General features: G+C 38.7%; 17 protein-coding genes. 12 read left to right on the top strand and 5 right to left on the bottom strand.

What is annotated here, in order from left to right; all coding sequences use genetic code 11:
• Positions 1-171 precede the first annotated feature (171 nt).
• Genes D0T85_RS15780 through D0T85_RS15765 form a run of 4 tightly spaced genes read left to right on the top strand, consistent with a single transcriptional unit; the run spans position 172 to position 3,768 of the window.
• Complete coding sequence (locus D0T85_RS15780) at positions 172-786, top strand: hypothetical protein (protein ID WP_163214492.1); 615 nt, start codon at positions 172-174, stop codon at positions 784-786.
• A 27-nt stretch (positions 787-813) separates the two neighbouring features.
• On the top strand, positions 814-1,692 hold the full coding sequence (locus D0T85_RS15775) for a DUF6263 family protein (RefSeq protein ID WP_163214491.1): 879 nt from the start codon (positions 814-816) through the stop codon (positions 1,690-1,692).
• A gap of 19 nt (positions 1,693-1,711) precedes the next feature.
• A complete protein-coding gene (locus D0T85_RS15770) occupies positions 1,712-2,161 on the top strand; it encodes a hypothetical protein (protein WP_163214490.1) in 450 nt (149 codons plus the stop codon).
• A gap of 17 nt (positions 2,162-2,178) precedes the next feature.
• Positions 2,179-3,768 carry a M20/M25/M40 family metallo-hydrolase gene (locus D0T85_RS15765; protein WP_163214489.1) on the top strand — a complete coding sequence of 530 codons (1,590 nt, stop codon included), beginning with the start codon at positions 2,179-2,181 and terminating at the stop codon, positions 3,766-3,768.
• Positions 3,769-3,953: 185 nt separating this feature from the next.
• Here the strand turns inward: D0T85_RS15765 and D0T85_RS15760 are convergent, their stop codons facing one another.
• Both D0T85_RS15760 and D0T85_RS15755 read right to left on the bottom strand, forming a co-directional pair.
• A complete protein-coding gene (locus D0T85_RS15760; protein WP_163214488.1) occupies positions 3,954-4,649 on the bottom strand; it encodes an LrgB family protein in 696 nt (231 codons plus the stop codon).
• A complete protein-coding gene (locus D0T85_RS15755) occupies positions 4,646-4,993 on the bottom strand; it encodes a CidA/LrgA family protein (RefSeq protein ID WP_163214487.1) in 348 nt (115 codons plus the stop codon). The genes D0T85_RS15760 and D0T85_RS15755 overlap by 4 nt, the downstream gene beginning before the upstream one ends.
• 238 nt (positions 4,994-5,231) lie before the next feature.
• Here D0T85_RS15755 and D0T85_RS15750 point away from each other — a divergent pair, with 238 nt between their 5' ends.
• The 5 genes from D0T85_RS15750 to D0T85_RS15735 all read left to right on the top strand — a co-directional run bounded on the left by D0T85_RS15750 (position 5,232) and on the right by D0T85_RS15735 (position 10,641).
• Positions 5,232-6,017 carry a sugar phosphate isomerase/epimerase gene (locus tag D0T85_RS15750; RefSeq protein WP_239060750.1) on the top strand — a complete coding sequence of 262 codons (786 nt, stop codon included), beginning with the start codon at positions 5,232-5,234 and terminating at the stop codon, positions 6,015-6,017.
• Between the two features lie 26 nt (positions 6,018-6,043).
• A complete protein-coding gene (locus tag D0T85_RS22840) occupies positions 6,044-7,042 on the top strand; it encodes a glycoside hydrolase family 3 protein (protein ID WP_239060746.1) in 999 nt (332 codons plus the stop codon).
• Positions 7,043-7,060: 18 nt separating this feature from the next.
• Positions 7,061-8,233 (top strand): glycoside hydrolase family 3 C-terminal domain-containing protein, encoded by a 1,173-nt coding sequence (locus tag D0T85_RS22835; RefSeq protein ID WP_239060745.1) that lies wholly within the window; start codon positions 7,061-7,063, stop codon positions 8,231-8,233.
• A 186-nt stretch (positions 8,234-8,419) separates the two neighbouring features.
• Positions 8,420-9,436 (top strand): AI-2E family transporter, encoded by a 1,017-nt coding sequence (locus D0T85_RS15740; RefSeq protein WP_163214485.1) that lies wholly within the window; start codon positions 8,420-8,422, stop codon positions 9,434-9,436.
• Positions 9,437-9,477: 41 nt separating this feature from the next.
• Entirely contained in the window at positions 9,478-10,641 is a 1,164-nt protein-coding gene (locus D0T85_RS15735) for a glycosyltransferase (protein WP_163214484.1), read from the top strand.
• Here the strand turns inward: D0T85_RS15735 and D0T85_RS15730 are convergent, their stop codons facing one another.
• Complete coding sequence (locus D0T85_RS15730; protein ID WP_163214483.1) at positions 10,642-11,880, bottom strand: ABC transporter permease; 1,239 nt, start codon at positions 11,878-11,880, stop codon at positions 10,642-10,644.
• A gap of 34 nt (positions 11,881-11,914) precedes the next feature.
• A complete protein-coding gene (locus D0T85_RS15725) occupies positions 11,915-13,114 on the bottom strand; it encodes a pyridoxal phosphate-dependent aminotransferase (protein ID WP_163214482.1) in 1,200 nt (399 codons plus the stop codon).
• Positions 13,115-13,297: 183 nt separating this feature from the next.
• On the opposite strand from D0T85_RS15725, the gene D0T85_RS15720 reads away from it, so the two are divergent.
• Positions 13,298-16,822, top strand: coding sequence for a bifunctional proline dehydrogenase/L-glutamate gamma-semialdehyde dehydrogenase (locus D0T85_RS15720; RefSeq protein WP_163214481.1), 3,525 nt, complete (start codon positions 13,298-13,300; stop codon positions 16,820-16,822).
• A 112-nt stretch (positions 16,823-16,934) separates the two neighbouring features.
• Here the strand turns inward: D0T85_RS15720 and D0T85_RS15715 are convergent, their stop codons facing one another.
• Positions 16,935-17,921: a GNAT family N-acetyltransferase gene (locus D0T85_RS15715; RefSeq protein ID WP_163214480.1), complete on the bottom strand. Its 987-nt coding sequence runs from the start codon at positions 17,919-17,921 to the stop codon at positions 16,935-16,937.
• A gap of 175 nt (positions 17,922-18,096) precedes the next feature.
• On the opposite strand from D0T85_RS15715, the gene D0T85_RS15710 reads away from it, so the two are divergent.
• Positions 18,097-19,416 carry a gluconate:H+ symporter gene (locus D0T85_RS15710; RefSeq protein WP_163214479.1) on the top strand — a complete coding sequence of 440 codons (1,320 nt, stop codon included), beginning with the start codon at positions 18,097-18,099 and terminating at the stop codon, positions 19,414-19,416.
• A 91-nt stretch (positions 19,417-19,507) separates the two neighbouring features.
• Positions 19,508-19,969, top strand: a complete 462-nt coding sequence (locus tag D0T85_RS15705; RefSeq protein WP_163214478.1) for a RidA family protein — start codon at positions 19,508-19,510, stop codon at positions 19,967-19,969.
• Positions 19,970-20,190 lie beyond the last annotated feature (221 nt).

The raw sequence follows: 20,190 nt of genomic DNA, 5'->3' as shown, positions 1-20,190 counted from the left end.
TGCATTTGAGGTGCAAATGAACTGCATTTTTTATTCATTCTCATTCTGATTTGAAACAAATTGCCCTATACATACAAGAATCTTTGCATCACAGGGTATTTTTATGCTTTTCCGAATAATAATTCTTAATTCATGCTTATATTTGCAGTAAATGTAAACAAGGATTAATTTATGAGACGTATTTTGTATTTGTTTTTAGTATGTATATCTGTTTGGATATACACTTCGTGCAGTGACTCGGAACCGGAAGGGAATTTTTATGAAGACCTATCCGAAGTTAAAGAAAACAACAGTATTATGGCCAGCTGGATGATAGCAGACGAACAGCCCGGATCTATAGAGAAATTTAATTTTGATATGGAAGGAGGTGTAGACTACATTCTGCCTATGAGGTTAACAGCTATGAACAAAGGGCTGAATCTTAATTATGCTGTAAACCATCAGGCTTTATGGGAAGTTTCAAAAAACAAAGATGCAAACAGCATGATAAGAATTTTGAATGATTGTTCTATATCACTTGATATAAACTTTGAGTTCTCGGCTTCGTCATCCATTGCAACAATTAAACTCATGAGGGGCAATAACATTGCAGCTAAAGATTTATTGTGGACAAATAGCAGCAGTGATATGGGAACCACTACTGTTAAGCTGAATTGCGAGTTATCTGACTTGAAGCAAGGAGAACGGATTTATTTCGTTGTTTCTGTAAGGAGAAATCAAGATATAGCAACACATCAGGTTAAAATAATAAGCAGCGAAATAGTTGCAAAAGAAATTTTTACTTAGCTTTGCAGCAATATTAATTTATACAGAATGAAAAAAGCTTTATTTGTAGTATTATGGGTGTGTGTTGGGCTTACAGCAATGGCACAAATCACCCTGAATTTTAACCCGGAAAAGGGTAGCAAATATGAATATCAGATGGAGATGATCCAAAAGATAAGTCAGGATATCATGGGCCAGAAAATGGATATGAATCAAAAAATGGTTCTTACCTATGATATGGATATTATTGCCAAAAGTGCAACCGAGTCTACAATTGAATTCATGTACAAAGATGTTGTTTATAATCTGGGTAGTGCAATGATTAATGCAAGTTACGACTCAAAGAGTACAACTCCTCCTTCGGGCAATGTGAATGAAATGATGGCTAAAATATTTAGTTGCTTATTGAATAAAAAGTTCACATTGGTATTAACTGCCGATGGTAGTGTTAAATCGGTAGAAGGAATGCAGGCCATTATTGATGACATGATGAAGGCTATGGGAAATGATATGGCAGCTCAACAAATGGGACAACAAATGTCGCAACAGTTTGGTGATGAAGCAATGAAAGCAAGCTTTGAACAGGCATTTAAAATATATCCGGGTAAGGCCATCAAAGCGGGAGATTCATGGACAATTGCACAGCAAATAGGAACAGGTGGCATGGACATGAATTTAAATACTACCTATACTCTAAAATCAACAAACGGTAATATTGCACCTGCTGATGTAAAATCGACCATTAATGGGCTGAACGGACAACTAACTGGTACACAGGAAGGTAGTATTGAGTTCGACATTAAATCGGGTTTACCTATGACATCGAAAATGGTGCAGAAAGTAGGCGGCAAGGTTTCTGCTAACGGAATGGAGATTCCAATGGATATAACTTCGAACATAAATATATATGTGAAGAAAGTGAAATAATAACCTAAAAAGAAAGAAAATGAAAAAATTATTTGCATTATTGTTTGTAGTGATAGCCACAACAACACTGGTTTCGTGTGAAGGAGAACAAGGACCACAAGGCCCTCCGGGGGTAACTATACTTTCGGAAGAATTTACTATAAGAAAAAGTGATTGGAAAGTAATAGATGATAATTTCTATTATTATCAAAGAACACCTTCTTTCTATGATAATTTATATCCAGAAGAACTAATGGATATTTTTGATTGTGGTTTTATGCTGATTTATAGATATTTAGATGAAGATGGTTTTGTATCACAACAGCCATTACCTTATATGGATAACTGGAATAACAGTAATGGTGGTACTGAAATAGATAATTTATGGTTTGATTATACAACTGGAGATTTTAGAATTTATTATAGATATAGTGGCAGTGGAAACCCTGAACTTCCAACTGGTAAATTCAGAGTGGTAGTTAACTGGTAAATAGCAAAACAATACTTATGTCACAATACTACTATCAATATCATCGAAGGAAGAAGAAAAAGAAAAGACATTTAGGAAGAATAATACTTATTCTTTTTATACTGTTAGCCATATTTGCCTCTATACTGGTAGTAAAAACTCTCATCTATCCTTTTGCTGAAAAAGAAAATATAGAAGAAGTAGCTGCACTACCATACGATCTATCCGAAAAATCAGTTCAAAGACTGGTTGGAGGAGTGCGTATACCTACAGTTAGCGAATATGTTCATTTAACAGCAAACAACCCGTTCGATCAATTCAAAAAATACCTACCGGAAGCATTTCCCGGTATTTATGCTACAATGGATACACTAACCATCAATAAATACGGTTTGGTGTACCGCTGGAAAGGAAAAGATACAAATCGTAAACCAATTCTGTTACTGGCACATTACGATGTTGTTCCTGTTGCCGGTTACGACCCATTCGTAACAGATCCCAGTGATCTTGTTTTCCGAATGAATGATCCGGTAAAGACAGCAATAACCAATTACCAGACAGACTGGACCTATCCTCCGTTTTCCGGAGCTGTTGCCGATGGCAGAATATACGGCAGGGGTACTTTGGATGATAAAGGAATGCTTTTCTCTATTCTCGAAGCCGCTGATACCTTGATTGCAGAAGGGTTTCACCCCGAACAAGACATCTGGTTTGCATTTGGTTTTGACGAAGAAATAGGAGGAACCGAAGGAGCAGTTAAGATAGCAGAATACTTTAAGCAACAGAATATAACTTTCGATGCTGTATATGATGAAGGTAGTGTTATCATTGCACCCGGACAAGCCGGAATAAAGCAATCTTTGGCATTGGTTGGTGTTGCCGAAAAGGGTTCATGTACCATCCGGATAACTGTTCGTGGTATGGGCGGGCATTCTTCTATGCCTCCGGCAAAAGGTTCTTTGGTATATGCGGCTGAAATTATTCAGAAGCTGAATGATAAGCAGATGCCGGCAAAGTTGATATCGCCAATATCCTCTTTCCTTGATCAGGTAGGTGCATCAATGGGATTTCCGGCTCGTGTAGCAATTGCTAACAAATGGGCATTAGAAAAAGTATTGTTGAGTACGCTAAGTAAAACTCCTGCTACTAATGCATTGGTACGTACCACTACAGCTGTAACTATGGCAAAAGGTAGTGATGTGTCTAATGTATTAGCTTCGACTGCTGAGATTACAGCTAACTTCCGTATATTAACCGGAAATACTGTAGCTATGGTTGAGCAGCATGTGCGCGAAGTGTGCAAAGATTACGATGTGGACATTGAAGTGTTGGCCGCACGCGAACCGTCTACTATTTCGTCTACCGATACGTATGGTTATACTATGATTCGGAACCTGGTACCACAGATTTATCCGGAAGCATCAACAACACCCTATATTTCGATTGTTGCTACTGATGCGTATAAATACGAATCGGTTAGCCGCAACGTATATCGGTTTATGCCTGCGTTTCTCAATGAGTACGAACAACGTACCATTCATAATGAGAACGAATATATTTCTCTTGAAAACTATGCTAAGATGATAGCATATTTTAAGAAATTGATGGAAACGTATCAAAATAATTAAAAATATTCCTTGAATTCATAAGCAATGTTATAAAAACACCGTTTAAAGCCGCAATATTTGGCTGTTAACGCAAACGACCATATATTTGCACTGTGTTTTTCATAGTATTAGATTTAAGGTTAACAAAGATTGGCTGCTTGGGATAAGTGGCCTTTTTTTATGCGCTGAAATTAGCTACACCACCTTTACACAAATCCCAAAACCTTAAGAATAGTGGGAGTAAGCAACGCAGTTAATATTCCATTCAATGTAAGCCCTAAACCAGCATACGCTCCATACTTACTACTTATTTCCATTGCGGTCGAAGCCCCCAAAGCATGAGCAGCCGTACCAATAGATAATCCCTGCGAGATAGGGCGGTTAACTTTCAAAAGTTTCATTAATTGAAATCCGGCAATCCCTCCAAACAAGCCAACACATACAACCACGGCAGTGGTAAGCGCAGGTATGCCACCTATTGTTTTCGAAACTTCCATAGCAATAGGAGTAGTGACAGACTTGGGTGCCAATGATAAAACCACTTCGCGACTTGCCCCCAATACATGTGCAATAAGCACTACCGATACAATACCAATAACACATCCTGCCAGTTGAGAGAGCAAAATAGGTATTAATTGTTTCTTTATCTGCCGCAGCTGAAGGTATAAAGGAACTCCTAAAGCTACAACAGCAGGTTTCAGCCAGAACTCAATTAACTCTCCACCTTCATTATATGTTTCATAACTAATTCCTGTGAACTTAAGAAATGCAATTAATACAGCAATTGTTATCAGAATAGGATTAAGTAATGCATATCCGGTTTTCTTCTGTATTTGCTTAGCTACAAAGAAAACACCAAATGTTATAAATATCAGAAAGTATTTATTTTCCAGGTAACTCATTTCTTCTTTGTCTTTTTCCGGGCAATCTGATGTACCCAGCCGGTTATTAATAATACAAATATAGTGCTGACAATGGTAGCTACCGCAATAGGAAGTATTTCGGCAGCAATTAAGTCAAAATAGAGCATGAGGGCAACACCCGGAGGTATAAAGAAAAAACTCAGATTGGCTACCAGAAAATCGGATAAACCTTGTACCCATTGCAGTTTTACCCAGCCTAGTTCAAGAAAGAGGGTGAGGAGTAACATCCCTATGATACTGGAAGGTAGCTTTACTCCAGTAAGATAAACAATTAATTCACCCAATGCTAAACAGCCAAATAGTATGGCGCATTGACGTATCATTATAAAATATCTATTAAAAACTGGGCAAAGGTACTAACTTTATTGTCATATTAATACATTTTTAATTGATGTATTAATTGTCAGTATCTATTTTTGTGCAACTCCAAAAGGAATTTATACCTTTAGGGTCGGGAACTTAGCTAAAGAGTTCTATTTACAATAATTATCAACCCATTTAAAACACTCAACAATGAAAAGATTTGTAATCCTTTTGTCTGTTTTGCTACAATTTTCTTTTATGCTATCAGCACAAGAAAGGCCAGGCGAACAACCTCCACCCGAAACCAACGAGAAGTTCAAGATAGGAATGGCTGGGTATACCTTTGTCAATTTCGATCTGGATAAAACATTGGAAACAATGGAGAAAGTGAATGTAAAATACTTGTGTATTAAAGACTTTCACTTGCCTTTTAATAGTACCGACCAGGAAATAGCTGCATTTCACAAAAAACTGGCAGCCAAAGGAGTTACCGGATATGCTGTTGGACCCATTTACATGAAGACTGAAAAAGAAGTAGACAATGCTTTTGAATACGCCAAACGGGTTGGAGTAAAAACCATTGTTGGTGTACCCAATGTAGAACTACTTCCTTATGTAGATAAAAAAGTGAAAGAATACGATTTTAAATATGCTATACACCTACACGGACCGGATATTGCCCTTTATCCTGATGCTGATGATGTATGGAACCATACAAAAGATCTTGATCCGCGTATCGGTATGTGTCTCGACATTGGCCATGATTTACGTAACGGAAAAGACCCGATAAAAGATTTAAAGAAATACCATTCGCGCGTATTCGATATTCATATTAAAGATGTAACCGGAAACACCAAACTGGGTTATACGGTTGAAATTGGTCGTGGACTAATTGATTTCCCTGCATTTGTAAAAATGCTCCGCAAAGTAGGATACACCGGGGTATGCAGTTTGGAACATGAGAAGAATATGAAAGACCCATTTCTGGGAATTGCCGAAGCAATTGGTTATTTCAGGGGAGTTATTCAGACAACAAAAAAATAAGAGTAAGAATTAGAAAAATTACCTACATGAAACATTATTCTATTACTTTATGTATTCTTTGTTTATTTATCACAGGAAAAATACACGGACAACAAAGTTACCCTTTCATGAATCCTGCTCTCTCTGTAGATGAGCGTGTGGCCGATCTGGTTTCTCGTTTAACCCTTGAAGAGAAAGTAGCACAAATGCTGAACAACACACCTGCTATTGAACGTTTGGGAATTCCTTCGTACAACTGGTGGAACGAATGTCTACATGGAATTGGTCGGACCGACTACAAAGTAACCGTGTTTCCGCAAGCCATTGGTATGGCTGCCACATGGGATGTAGAAACCTTCAAACAAGTAGCTGATGCTATTGCCGAAGAAGGTCGCGCCATTTACAACGATGCATCTTCCAAAGGAAACCGTGCTATCTACCATGGTCTTACATATTGGACTCCCAATATCAACATATTCCGTGATCCGCGCTGGGGACGTGGACAGGAAACTTACGGCGAAGACCCTTACTTAACAGGAGCAATGGGAAAAGCATTTGTAAGCGGACTGCAAGGCAACCATCCCAAATACCTCAAAGCATCTGCCTGTGCCAAGCACTATGCCGTACACAGCGGACCAGAGAACACTCGTCACAGTTTCAATACCCGTGTTACCGACTATGATTTATGGGATACTTACTTACCAGCCTTCCGCGATCTGGTTGTTGATGCCAACGTTTCGGGAGTAATGTGTGCATACAATGCTTATGCTGGTGAACCCTGCTGTGGTAATAATATGTTGATGCAGGAAATTCTACGTGCTCAATGGGGTTTCAGTGGATATGTAACTTCCGATTGTGGTGCTATCGACGACTTCTTCAATCATCATAAAACCCATCAGAGTGCGGCACATGCAGCATCGGATGCTGTATTCAGCGGTACAGATATTGATTGTGGAAATTATGCCTACAAAGCATTGGTCGAAGCTGTTAAAGGCGGCATGATTCCCGAAGAACAAATAAATGTTTCTTTGAGCCGGTTATTCTGAATACGGTTCCGCCTCGGCATGTTCGATCCTGCTGAAATGGTTCCTTTCTCGGACATACCATTATCTGTATTAGAGAGCGATGCGCACAAAGCACTATCCTTAAAAATGGCACGTGAATCTATGGTACTGTTAAAGAACGAAAACAACCTTCTTCCTTTAAAAAAGAATCTGAAAAAGATAGCGATTATCGGGCCCAATGCAGATAACCCAACAGCGGTACTAGGGAATTACAATGGTTTCCCCACAGAAATCGTAACCCCATTAACAGGGATTAAACGCAAACTGAATAAAAAAACACAGGTTATTTATGAAAAAGCAATTGATTATGTTGCACAACCCAACAATGATTCAATTGCAGATATTGTTAACCGTATGAAAGGTGTGGATGTAGTAATTATGTGTGGCGGTATCTCTCCCGAGCTCGAAGGGGAAGAAATGCCTGTTAATATTGAAGGATTCACCCGTGGCGACCGTACTACAATTGCACTTCCGCGGGTACAAACTGCATTATTGAAAGCACTTCATAGTGCAAACATTCCGGTGGTATTTGTAAATATGTCGGGAAGTGCCATCGGCATGGAATGGGAATCGGCCAATCTTCCTGCAATTCTTACTGCATGGTATGGCGGGCAAGATGCAGGTACAGCAATTGCCGATGTTTTGTTTGGTGATTATAATCCTTCCGGACGTTTACCTGTAACCTTCTATAAAAACGACAAAGACCTGCCGGCATTTAATAACTATGATATGGAAAAACGTACATACCGTTATTTTAATGGCGAAGTATCTTATCCGTTTGGTTATGGTTTAAGTTATGCCAATTTTGAATATTCATCTTTGCAAATGCCCGATGTTGTTAATAATGGACAATCTCTTAAAGTAACAGTTGATGTTACCAACAAAAGCAAAATAAATGGTGACGAAGTTGTTCAATTATATATTACTCACAAAAACGCTGGCTATCGTACAGCTTTGTACACACTAAAAGCATTCAAACGCATTCATTTGAAAGCCGGCGAAACACAAACCGTAACCTTAGAACTCAATCCAGAACAATTAAATGTGATTGATGAGTATGGAAATACGGTTTTCCAACCAGGAAAAGCTGTTATCAGTGTTGGTGGAACTTCTCCGGGAGCAACTACGGCAAAAAGATTACCTGTAGTAAATAAGGAAATCGGTTTAAAGTAGATTGAAACGCTAAGTTACGCAAAGTTTTAATTAGATAGTTAAAAGGAGTTATAGTAAGGCTATTGGCTGAAAAGCTATAACTCCAATTAACTCCTTCCATTCTTAAATATCCATTTCATTACCGAAGAACATTTTAACCTTATTCTTGTTTATTTTATAGCATAACTACAATAAATAAACAAGCCAATGAACTTCATCAGTCGATATCGAAAGTATTCACTAATAGCCATTATTCTCCTAACCGGTTTTATTATTTTCAAAGAAATAACACCTTTTATGGGTGGATTACTGGGGGCTTTAACTATATATGTTTTAGTGAGAGGGCAAATGAATTTTCTGGTTGAACAACGGAAACTGAAAAGAGCACTAGCAGCCTCGGTAATCCTTGCCGAAACAATTCTTTTTTTCCTGATACCATTAACCCTTATTGTGCTGGTTGTAGTTGACAAAGCAGGTGATATTAATATAAATCCGCAACAAATTATTCAGCCCATTGCCGAATTTGCCACTAATCTTGAAAAGAAAACCGGATACGAACTATTAAAGATCGAAAATATTACCGGATTAATCAACCAGATTCCCCGGATTGGTCAAACCTTAATGAACGGCATAAGCAGTTTCTTTCTGAATATTATTGTGTTGCTTTTTGTTCTCTATTTTATGCTGACTGGTAATCACAGAATGGAAAAATTTGTTTATGATATTTTGCCATTCAGTGATAATAATAAAAAAGAGGTGCTGCGTGAAAGTAAACTTATTGTTACCTCAAATGCAATAGGTATTCCTCTACTTGGTATCATTCAAGGATTTATAGCCATGGCCGGTTATTTAGTATTTGGTACACCCAGTCCGATATTTTTTGGATTCCTTACTTGTATTGCTACCATACTACCAGTTATCGGAACTGCCATTGTGTGGGTACCGCTGGTTATCTACCTGGCCATAACCGGCGAGTGGGGAAGCGCCATTGGTCTTTTGGCTTATGGTTTATTTATTATTACACAAATTGATAACCTTATCCGGTTTGTTCTTCAAAAAAAGATGGCCGATATACATCCGCTCATTACTATTTTCGGAGTAGTGATAGGTTTCTCTTTGTTTGGATTTATGGGAGTCATTTTCGGTCCACTGCTTCTATCCATGTTTTTCCTTTGCTTCAACATTTTCAAAAAAGAATATCTGGATAAGGCTCCACTAAATTGAAAACTATTGTTTACTTTTGCACTGCCTAAAACAATGCTTAAATGGAACTACCTGAATTTAACAATATAGAACTGATTCTTTTAGCCAGTATCAGTATTCTTTTCATTATTCAAATTTCTTATTATTTATCGCTTTATAATCGCATTAATCAAAAGAACAAGGCGGGCAATGCATCATCAAATACAGAGTTACCTCCTGTATCGGTTATTATATATGCTAAAGATGAACTTCCCAATTTAAGAAAATTTCTTCCTTCTGTTCTTGAACAAGATTATCCAACATTCGAGGTCATTGTTATCAATGATAATCCAACAGATGGTAGCGATGACTACCTTAAATTGCTGGCAGAAAAATACCCTCATCTATACAATAGCTTTACGCCAGACAGTTCATTATATATCAGTCATAAAAAGCTGGCCATAATGTTGGGTATTAAGGCAAGCAAGTACAACTGGTTGGTTTTTACAGATGCCAACTGTCGTCCTGCCTCAGCAAACTGGCTCAGATTGCTTGCACGTAATTTTACTCCTGCTACCGATATTGTTTTAGGATGCCATGGATATGAAAAAGGCAAGAGGTGGATGAACAAGAAAATTTCTTTCGACACACTGTTTTCTTCAATGCGCATATTAGGATTTGCACTGGCCGGAGATCCTTATGCCGGATGCGGACGAAACATGGCTTACCGGAAAGAATTATTTTATAAGAGCAAAGGTTTTAGTGATCATTTGAATTTGAAACGTGGCGACGATGATTTATTTATTAATCAGGTAGCTAAAAGTTCGAACACAAAAGTAGAAACCAGTGCAGATGCAATGATATGGATGAACCCGTTGGAGTATCAGAAACCATGGAGAGAAGACAAACTGAACTATGTGGTTACCTCGGGCTTATACAAAGGAATACAGAAATATTTATTAGGAGCAGAAACTTTTTCCCGCCTATTGTTTTACGTAGCACTTATAGGGTGTATGGTATATGGAATTATCCAGATGAATTACATCTTAATCGGAGCACCGATATTGCTATGGGGTATCCGTTTTGCCATTCAGGCATCTATTATAAATAATACAGCAAAAAGTATTGGCGATCAGGAAAGATATTATTTATCGTTGCCGGTTTTCGATTTTATTCAGCCACTACAATCGGTTAAGTTCAGAATTCAATGCCTTATACGCGGCAAACGTAGTTTTACCAGAAAGTAATTATTCATATCGCATAGAAGTAGCCGGATTTATCTTTGTTATCAGATACGATGGCCCCAGCAACATTAATACAGAGATTAATAATGTACCCACATTGATAAGAAGTATTATCCAGATATTTATAGATACGGGTACAGTATCTACATAATAAGTAACGGGGTCTAATTTCAATATCCGGAAATATTTCTGAATGAAATAAAGTCCCAATCCAATAGCATTTCCCAGAAGCATTCCTTTACCAATAAGGAAAATTGAAAACCAAAGAAAAATCTTCCGTATCGAATAATCTGTTGCACCTAATGCCTTTAACAAACCAATCATATTGGTACGTTCAATGATTATAATAAGCAACCCCGAAATCATGGTAAAGCCGGCCACCCCAACCATGATGATAAGAATCAGCCAGATATTAAAATCCAGCAAACTTAACCAGTCAAATATCTGTGGATTAATTTGTTGTATGTTTCTTACATAGTAAGATTCACCATATTTATCTTGTCGGTTATCAATTTCGAACATCAAAACGCTTGTCATCTCTTCCAAACGCGAATAGTCGTCAATCCGAATTTCCAATCCGGTTACCTGGTCGCTTTTCCAATTATTCAATCGGTTAACGGTATATATATCGGTCAGGATAAAGGCATTATCATATTCGGCCGAATTGGTTTGGTAGATTCCTTTAACTGTTAATCGCCGGGTGCGGATTTCTTCTTCAAAAAAGTAAGTGAAGATACGGTCTTCCAGTTTAAGGTTAAGTTTTTGTGCAATAGTTTGCGAAATTACAACCTGATTGGTTGCAGCCGAATCACTGAACATTGGTATTTCGCCTTCAATCAAATATTCAAGAAAAAAAGAAGGATCAAATTCTGGCCCAACTCCTTTCAGTACAACTCCTTGAAATGCATCGTCGGTTTTTATTATACCGGGCTTGGTTGAAAAACGTTGCACATGGGCTATCTCCGGAAATCTATACAGCACATGGGTAAGACTATCTGTTACGGCTATAGGGCGTGTTTCATACGAACGTACTGCATCAAAGTTAGTTATCTGGATATGAGAACCAAAACCTATCACTTTTCGCTGCACTTCGTTTTTAAAGCCAATCACAATGGCAACAGCTAGAATCATTACAGCCAAACCAATAGCAATACCAATCATGGATATCAAAACAGCAGGGCGCGAGACTTCTCTCCCACCCTTATTGTCGCTATATATTCTTTTAGCTATAAATAGTTCCATTGTATTTACGATTTTACGATCGTCTAATCGTAAATCATTCAGTTCTTCCCGGATACGCTTCCAGCGCTTTTTGCAGTACTACCAACGCACGTTTTAAATCATCTTTCTTTAAAACATACGCAATACGAACCTCATTATGTCCCAAACCGGGAGTAGTATAGAAGCCGGAAGCAGGAGCCATAAAAACAGTTTGTCCTTCGTACTCAAAATCAGAAAGACACCATGCACAGAATTTATCCGAATCATCGACCGGCAATTTAGCCACAGTATAAAAAGCACCCATAGGGATTGGTGAATATACACCGGGGATGCGATTCAAACCATCAATCAGGCATTTACGTCTTTCAACATATTCGTCGTACGTTTCACGACTATAGGTTTCCGGAGCGTCCAAAGATGCCTCGGCAGCTATTTGCCCAATAAGTGGAGGACTTAAACGTGCCTGACAGAATTTCATCACAGCATTCTTAACTTCCTTGTTTTTTGTAATCAGCATACCAATACGGATTCCACATTCGGAATAACGTTTAGATACCGAATCAATAAGTACCACATTTTGCTCAATCCCTTCCAAATGACATGCGGATATATAAGGCGAACCGGTATATATAAATTCTCTGTACACCTCGTCCGAGAAAAGGAATAAATCGTATTTCTTAACCAAATCCCGTATCTGGTCCATCTCGCGCCGACTATACAAATAACCGGTAGGATTATTGGGATTACAAATAAGAATACCTTTGGTACGTTCGTTAATCAGTTCTTCGAACTTTTCTACTTTGGGTAGTGAAAAGCCTTCGGCTATAGTAGTAGTTATGGTACGGATTTTAGCACCGGCAGAAATTGCAAATGCCATATAGTTAGCATAGGCCGGTTCGGGAACAATTATTTCATCACCCGGATTAAGGCAAGACATAAAAGCAAATAAAACAGCCTCAGACCCACCAGTAGTTATGATAATATCATCTGCATCGAGATTGATATTGAACTTCGCATAATATTTAGTTAGTTTTTCCCTGTAATTTCTGTAACCCGCACTAGGACTATACTCTAATACAGATCGATCGATATTGCGGATGGCATCAATCGCAGTCTGTGGTGTAGGCAAATCGGGCTGACCGATATTCAAATGGAACACATGAGTTCCCCGTTGCTTTGCAGCATCAGCTAATGGAGCTAATTTACGTATAGGAGATGCTGGCATCTCATTACCACGAATAGAAATTTCAGGCATAGTTATTCTAAATTTTACTAAATAGTTTTGCAAAGATAACATCAACTAACCGATTTTGCCCAATCTTCATAGAATAAAATTACTAGAGTCTATCATATAAAGTATATTTCGACACTGAAAAAAAAGCTAGCCATATTGTTTTTATAAAGAATTAAAGCTATCTTTCGCGGAAAATTAATCTGTATGAAAAACGTCACATCGAGCGAAGTGCTGTTGTGGGCACAAGATTTTCTCGCAAAAGCAGAGAAACAACTATCCCCTGCCGAGATTAAAGAACAAAAGATGTTTGCATCTTTAGTTACAGACCCCAAAAACAAGGTTATCCTAACCAAACTACTGGATGAGTCATCACAGATAAGAGACACCAAAACCTTGTCTGAAAGGATGAAGGTTATCTTTACCGAATACGGTGTTCCTGCATTTATGGGAAAAACATACGAATACCTGGGAATACTGTTTAAAGAGTTCGGTTATCTGTTCGATTTTATTGCAGTTCCTATCTTCAAGAATGTACTGCGCAAGGAAACCGGAAAGATTATAATCAAAGAAGAACGTCCTGCGCTGACCAAACACTTAAACAATCGTTGGAAAGACAACATCGGTCAGAATGTGAACCTACTGGGCGAAGTGGTTCTGGGAGACGGAGAAGCTCAAAAACGTTACGAGCACTACCTGGAAGCGCTTTCCGAACCCGACATCAATTATATTTCCGTAAAACTATCGGGCATTTATGCACAGCTTCATCCGCTAAGTTACGACAAGAGCAAAGAAGATTTGTGTAAACTAATGACCAACATCTATCAGCAGGCTATAAACCACCCATATACCGATCATGCAGGAATACAAACGCCCAAATTTGTTAATCTGGATATGGAAGAATACAAAGACGCGGAATTAACCCTCGATGTATTCACCACAGTAATGGCACTGCCGCAATTCAAAAATTATACAGCAGGTATTGTAGTGCAGGCTTATTTGCCTGATGCTATCTTCTTTTATCAAACACTTCTGGATTTTGCAAAAAAGCGTGTTGCCAACGGAGGAGCACCAATCAAAGTACGTTTAGTGAAAGGGGCAAACCTGCAAATGGAAACCATTCAGTCTTCGTTAAAAGGATGGCCAAACCCTATTTTACCCAGCAAAGTAGATGTTGACGCCAATTATATGCGCATTCTGGACATAGCTTTACAGCCTGAAAATGCCAAAGTTGTGCATATGGGAGTTGCCTCGCACAACTTCTTTACCATTGGATACGCATATTTATTAAGTAAAGCAAACGCTGTAGAAGAGTATGTTACTTTTGAGATGCTCGAAGGAATGGCCAACCATTTGCCCCGTGCAATGAGAGAATTGGGCAAACAGGTTATTTTATACACACCAGTGGTAAAGAAAGAACATTTCCTGAATGCAGTATCGTACCTGGTTCGTCGCTTAGACGAGAATACCGGCATAGATAACTTCCTGACTTATTCATTCAACCTGACATTACACAGCAAAGAATGGGAGTTTCTTTCCAATCAATTTGCAGAAGCGTATGCACAGAAAGACAACGTAAAGCCTACCAAGTTCCGCACACAAAACAGAACCCAACAACCGGAGCCTGTTGCCGATATTAATGTGTTCAGAAACGAGCCTGATACCGATCTGGATTTAAAACCAAACAGGATGTGGGCTTTAGAAGCCTTGAAGAAATGGGAAACAGAAGTAAGAGACACCAACTTTATTATTCCGGTTCAGATAGGCAACAAAGAAGTTATCACCGAAAAGAAAAAGAAATACTACGACAGAAGCCGGAATGATGAAGTTTGTTTCTGCGAAGTAAACATGGCTACTCAGGAACAGATTGAAGAGATAGTACAGATAGCAGAAAAAGATGATTCTGGATGGAGAAAAACATCGTTAGAAAATCGGAACAAGATACTCCATAAAACAGCCGAAGTGATTGGCGAGCGTCGTGGTGACCTGATTGCATGTATGTCTGCCATTACCGGAAAAACATTTATGGAAGGCGATATAGAAGTGTCCGAGGGTACAGACTTCTGCCGTTTCTACCCGATTTCCATGCAGGCATTTGAGCAATTAGAGTCTGTTACTTATGCTCCCAAAGGAATTATTCTTGTGATTCCGCCTTGGAACTTTCCTTTCGCTATACCTGTAGGTGGTGTTGTAGCTGGTTTAGCCGGAGGCAATACGGTTATTCTGAAACCTGCAACAGTTGCATTTCCTATAGCTTGGCAATTTGCCCAATGTTTTTGGGATGCAGGTGTACCCAAAGATGCATTACAGGTAATATGTCCCGCCGACAGAAGTTCGCTCAACTGGTTATCGGCACACCCAAGTATAAAACATATTATTTTAACCGGAGGAACAGATACAGCCTTCAAGTTACAAAAGAACAGTCCTAAGACTCCATTATCAGCCGAAACGGGTGGTAAAAATGCAATTATTGTAACAGCAAGTGCCGATCAGGATCATGCAATCCTGAATATTGTATCCTCGGCATTCAGCAATGCCGGACAAAAATGCTCGGCTTGTTCGCTTCTCTTGTTAGATAAAAAAGCATACAATGATCCTGTATTTCAGTCGAAGTTAAAAGATGCAGTTACCAGTATGCATACAGGTAATGTATGGAATACCGATAACATTATCGGCCCAATGATTACCAACGACAATGATAAGTTGCTGCATGCAATAGAACACTTGGAAGAAGGAGAGTTCTGGTTAGTGCCGCCCGTATTCCTTGATGAAAAGAAATACATACTTAAGCCTTGTGTAAAATGGGGAGTAAAACCGGGTAATTACACATTCCGTACCGAATTGTTTGCACCATTACTATCTGTTGTTTGCATTGACGATTTGGAACAGGGACTGGAATATGCCAACTCCACAGAATACGGATTAACTTCGGGGCTGCAATCATTGGATGAAAGAGAAATTGCCCTTTGGAAAGATAAAATTGAAGCTGGTAACCTTTATATAAACCGGGGCATCACTGGGGCAATTGTACGCCGACAGCCATTTGGGGGTATGAAACGGTCGGCCTTTGGTGCTGGTATTAAAGCCGGTGGACCGAATTATGTTTCCTGCTTCGTGAAATTTACGGAGAAAGAAATTCAGGAAATGCCTGAAAAAGCGTTGTATCCTTTCAAAGAAGAATTGAAAGATATTCTTTCGCCCCAGGAAATTAACAGACTGAAATACGCATTTGGTACATTCGAGAAAGCATGGAAAGAAGAGTTTTCGGTAGAGCGTGATGTCAGCCATATTGTAGGCGAACTAAATACATTCCGCTATTTGCCATTAAAACTGGTTGCTTTTTATGTGAAAGATACCGATAATCTGACCGATGTTATTTTATCATTATATGCTGCTGGTAAAACAAAAACAAAGGTATTGTTGGCAATATCGCCCACAAATCCGCATATTGAAATTCTGAAAGCAATTGCCAAAAAGACGAACAACTTTGAACTTGGCTTATATAATGACGAAGATTTCATTGAAGATATGGTGAAGTTTGATCGCATTCGTACCTGCTCGGCCGATATACCCGATGCCATTTTTGATAAAGCGGCAGAACTGGGAATGTACATTGCCACAGAAAAACCTGTTGCAGAAGGTCGTATCGAGATATTGCATTATCTGAAAGAACAAAGCATCTCGTACGAGTATCACAGGTATGGTAGTATAATAGAGGAACCAAAGATATAAAATTGTTTTAGCCGCAGATTACACGGATTGCGCGGATTTTAAATACGCGGATAAAATATAAAAAATAATCCGTGTTTCTTTAATCCGCGCAATCCGTGTAATCTGCGGCTAATTATGAATAGATCTTACGAAATATAGTATTTAAAAAATTAGTACGTATTTTAAACCATCGGCGAGTACTACTTTGCTTCCCGCCGAAATGAAGCACAAATGTACGGAAACCATGTTTCTGGAAAGGTAAACCCACATCCATAAACTCTAAATGTCGGCATCCTCTTGCTTTAGCATCTTTAAGAGCCGCCCAAATAGCCAATATACCCGGATTTTGCTTGGAAAGCGATTTGGTCATTCCGCCGGAAAACCAGAGATAAGCATTATCTTTGGTATATAAACAAGAAGATCCTCCAATAATCTTTCCTTTGTATTTTACAACATAAATCTTTGCCAGGTTCTTGCTGATAAGCCATTGATCCATCAGTTTAAAAAACTGAAGCGTAGGAAAGTACTTGCGTATTTTGAACGAATATATTTTATGAAGCATGTGCGAAAACTCCTGTATTTCTTCAATTGTTTCGGCCTCCTTTACCACAGCACCATTTTTCAGTCCGTTCTTTACCTGCCTTAAGCGCGATGGACTAAATCGTTCTTCTACATCTTCAACACTATGAAGCGAATTTCGAACCCGCAACCAGTTGATAGCAAAATATTTATTGGCACGCAAATGTTTATACCCATCCAAAGCATGCTCCAGGTTCCGGAATTCAATGATGTACGAGGAGCGAAATGCCTCATTGGTTAGGTGCTCCAGCATCACCCCAAAGATAGCTTCCTTATCAATATTTTCACCAAAATACTCACCAATACCAACAATCTCGCACCTTCGGCCCAATGAAGCCGGAACAAGAAAAGCCTGGCGACGAACTACAGCCAGCAGTCTGGCAACGGGTTCGTCTTTAATGGTTGCTACAATTAACAACGGGTCATATCCGGATGCTGCTTCGTACATCAAAAACAGATCCTTAGAATGGAATATATTATCTCCCGGCAAATTATCCGGTATATCCTTTCCTTTATAATATGAAGTTAACTTCAATGCCATTAATGCAAATTTATACTATTTTTATGATATAACGCAAATTTGAAACTTTTAGTTGTTTGGTTCTTTTCTATTTTTTACCTTTGTGCTGGTTATTTATGGAATACCCCCCGAAAATGAGTTTATCATTTTCAATTCCTAAATAGCTAATATATATAATTTTAATACTTAACACACAATGTCCTTTGTTATTATTTTGTTCAGTTTAGCACTGCTAATTGTGCTTATTTCCTATTTCAAAGTGAACGCTTTCCTGGCATTCCTGCTGGTATCAATTATTGCAGGATTAGGCTTAGGAATACCTCTCGACAATCTGCCTCAATCCATTAACAATGGTATAGGTAGTATCATGAAAAGCTTAACCCTTATTATTGTTCTTGGTGCTATGTTGGGTAAACTGGTAGCCGAAAGTGGTGCTGCCGGCAAAATAGCGTCTGTTATGGTTGGTGTTTTTGGCACCAAATATGTGCAATGGGGACTAATGGTTACCGGATTTATAGTAGGCATCCCACTGTTTTATGGAATAGGCTTTGTTTTGCTGGTTCCTTTAATATTCTCGGTGGCTTATCAATATAAATTGCCGGCTGTATACATTGGCCTTCCAATGTTAGCTGCACTTTCTGTTACCCATGGTTTCTTACCTCCACACCCATCTCCGGTTGCACTCACCTCTTTATTTAACGCAAATCTGGGCATGGTACTTATTTATGGTTTAATAGTTGCAATCCCAGCAATAATACTGGCCGGACCCGTGTTTTGTCGTTTCTTGAAAAACATAAAGACAGGCGAAGTAACTTTGTTTAAACAAAACACCCAAACAACAAACCAAAAGATTCCTGGCAAATTCAGTAGTATATTCACAGCCATCTTACCTGTTATACTTCTTATTTTGGTAACTGTAATACCCTACTGTTTCCCCAATCTGCACGAAACTCCCCTGAAGATTATTCATTTCATTGGCGATCCTTCGGTGGTTATGCTCATTGCCGTTCTGGTAGCAACTTATACATTAGGCCTCAAACAAGGCAAAAGTATAAAAGAAATTATGGCTATTTACGAAGAAGCTGTAAAAGATATTGCCATGATTTTATTAATTATTGCCGGCTCCGGAATATTTAAACAGGTTATGGAAGATAGTGGTGTAAGTCATGAACTGGCTGTTTCATTGTTACAGTTACCTGTTCATCCGCTGATTCTCGGCTGGGTAATTGCAGCCATTATTCGTGGTTGTGTTGGCTCGGCAACGGTTGCAGGCCTAACTGCTGCCGGAGTATTAATTCCATTAGTTACCCAATCGGGTATCGATGCTAATTTAATGGTTCTTGCAGTAGGTGCCGGTAGTTTAATGTTCTCGCATGTGAACGATGCCGGTTTCTGGATGTTTAAAGAATACTTCAACCTAAGTATGAAAGATACCCTCAAATCATGGTCGGTTATGGAAGCAATTGTTGCCATTGTCGGATTAGTGGGGGTGTTGATATTGAGTATATTAATTTAAGTAGTTAGTAGTTAGTAGCTAGTAGTTAGTAGCCATGCGGCATCACAACTGACTACTAGCTACTAACTACTAGCTACTAATTACTAAAATTATGAATGCAGACAAAAATTTTGAGAAATTGGGATTAAACCTCCCTCCTGCCCCAACTCCGTTGGGTGTTTACAAACCATGTTTAATAGATGGTAAGTACCTTTATCTTTCTGGTCATGGCCCGGTGCAAGACGATAAATCGCTGATAATCGGAAGAATTGGCAAAGAAATGACTATGGAAGAAGGAAAGCTCGCTGCCCGTCAGGTAGGATTAACCATGTTATCAACAATTAAAGCAAACCTGGGTAGCCTCGACAAAGTTAAGCGGGTAATAAAAGTATTGGGTATGGTAAATTGCACACCCGAGTTTGAACGCCATCCCTATATTATTAATGGTTGCAGCGAACTATTTGCTGCTGTATGGGGCGAAGATAATGGAGTAGGAACACGCAGTGCAGTAGGTTTTGGATCACTGCCCGACAATATTCCAGTAGAAATCGAAGCCATCTTTGAACTTTATTAATATATATATAATGTGCCTATTTCTAATTATAGAACACAGAGACACAGAGTCACAGAGATATTAATTAGCTAATAATAGTTAATATCAATGCCGCATGGATTAAAAAACTCTGTGTCTCCGTACCTCGTATATTTGCATCATTAATGATCCGTTATTTCTCCGAGTGTTGTATATTCGTAGTTAATACGGAAAAGAATAGTCTCTCAATTGTGCCTAGATAC

Origin of the sequence: Bacteroides sp. 519 (assembly GCF_010500955.1) — a bacterium.
Classification (GTDB): domain Bacteria; phylum Bacteroidota; class Bacteroidia; order Bacteroidales; family Bacteroidaceae; genus Bacteroides.
Note: the sequence above shows the minus strand (reverse complement) of the source record. Positions and strands in the feature narration are given on the sequence as shown.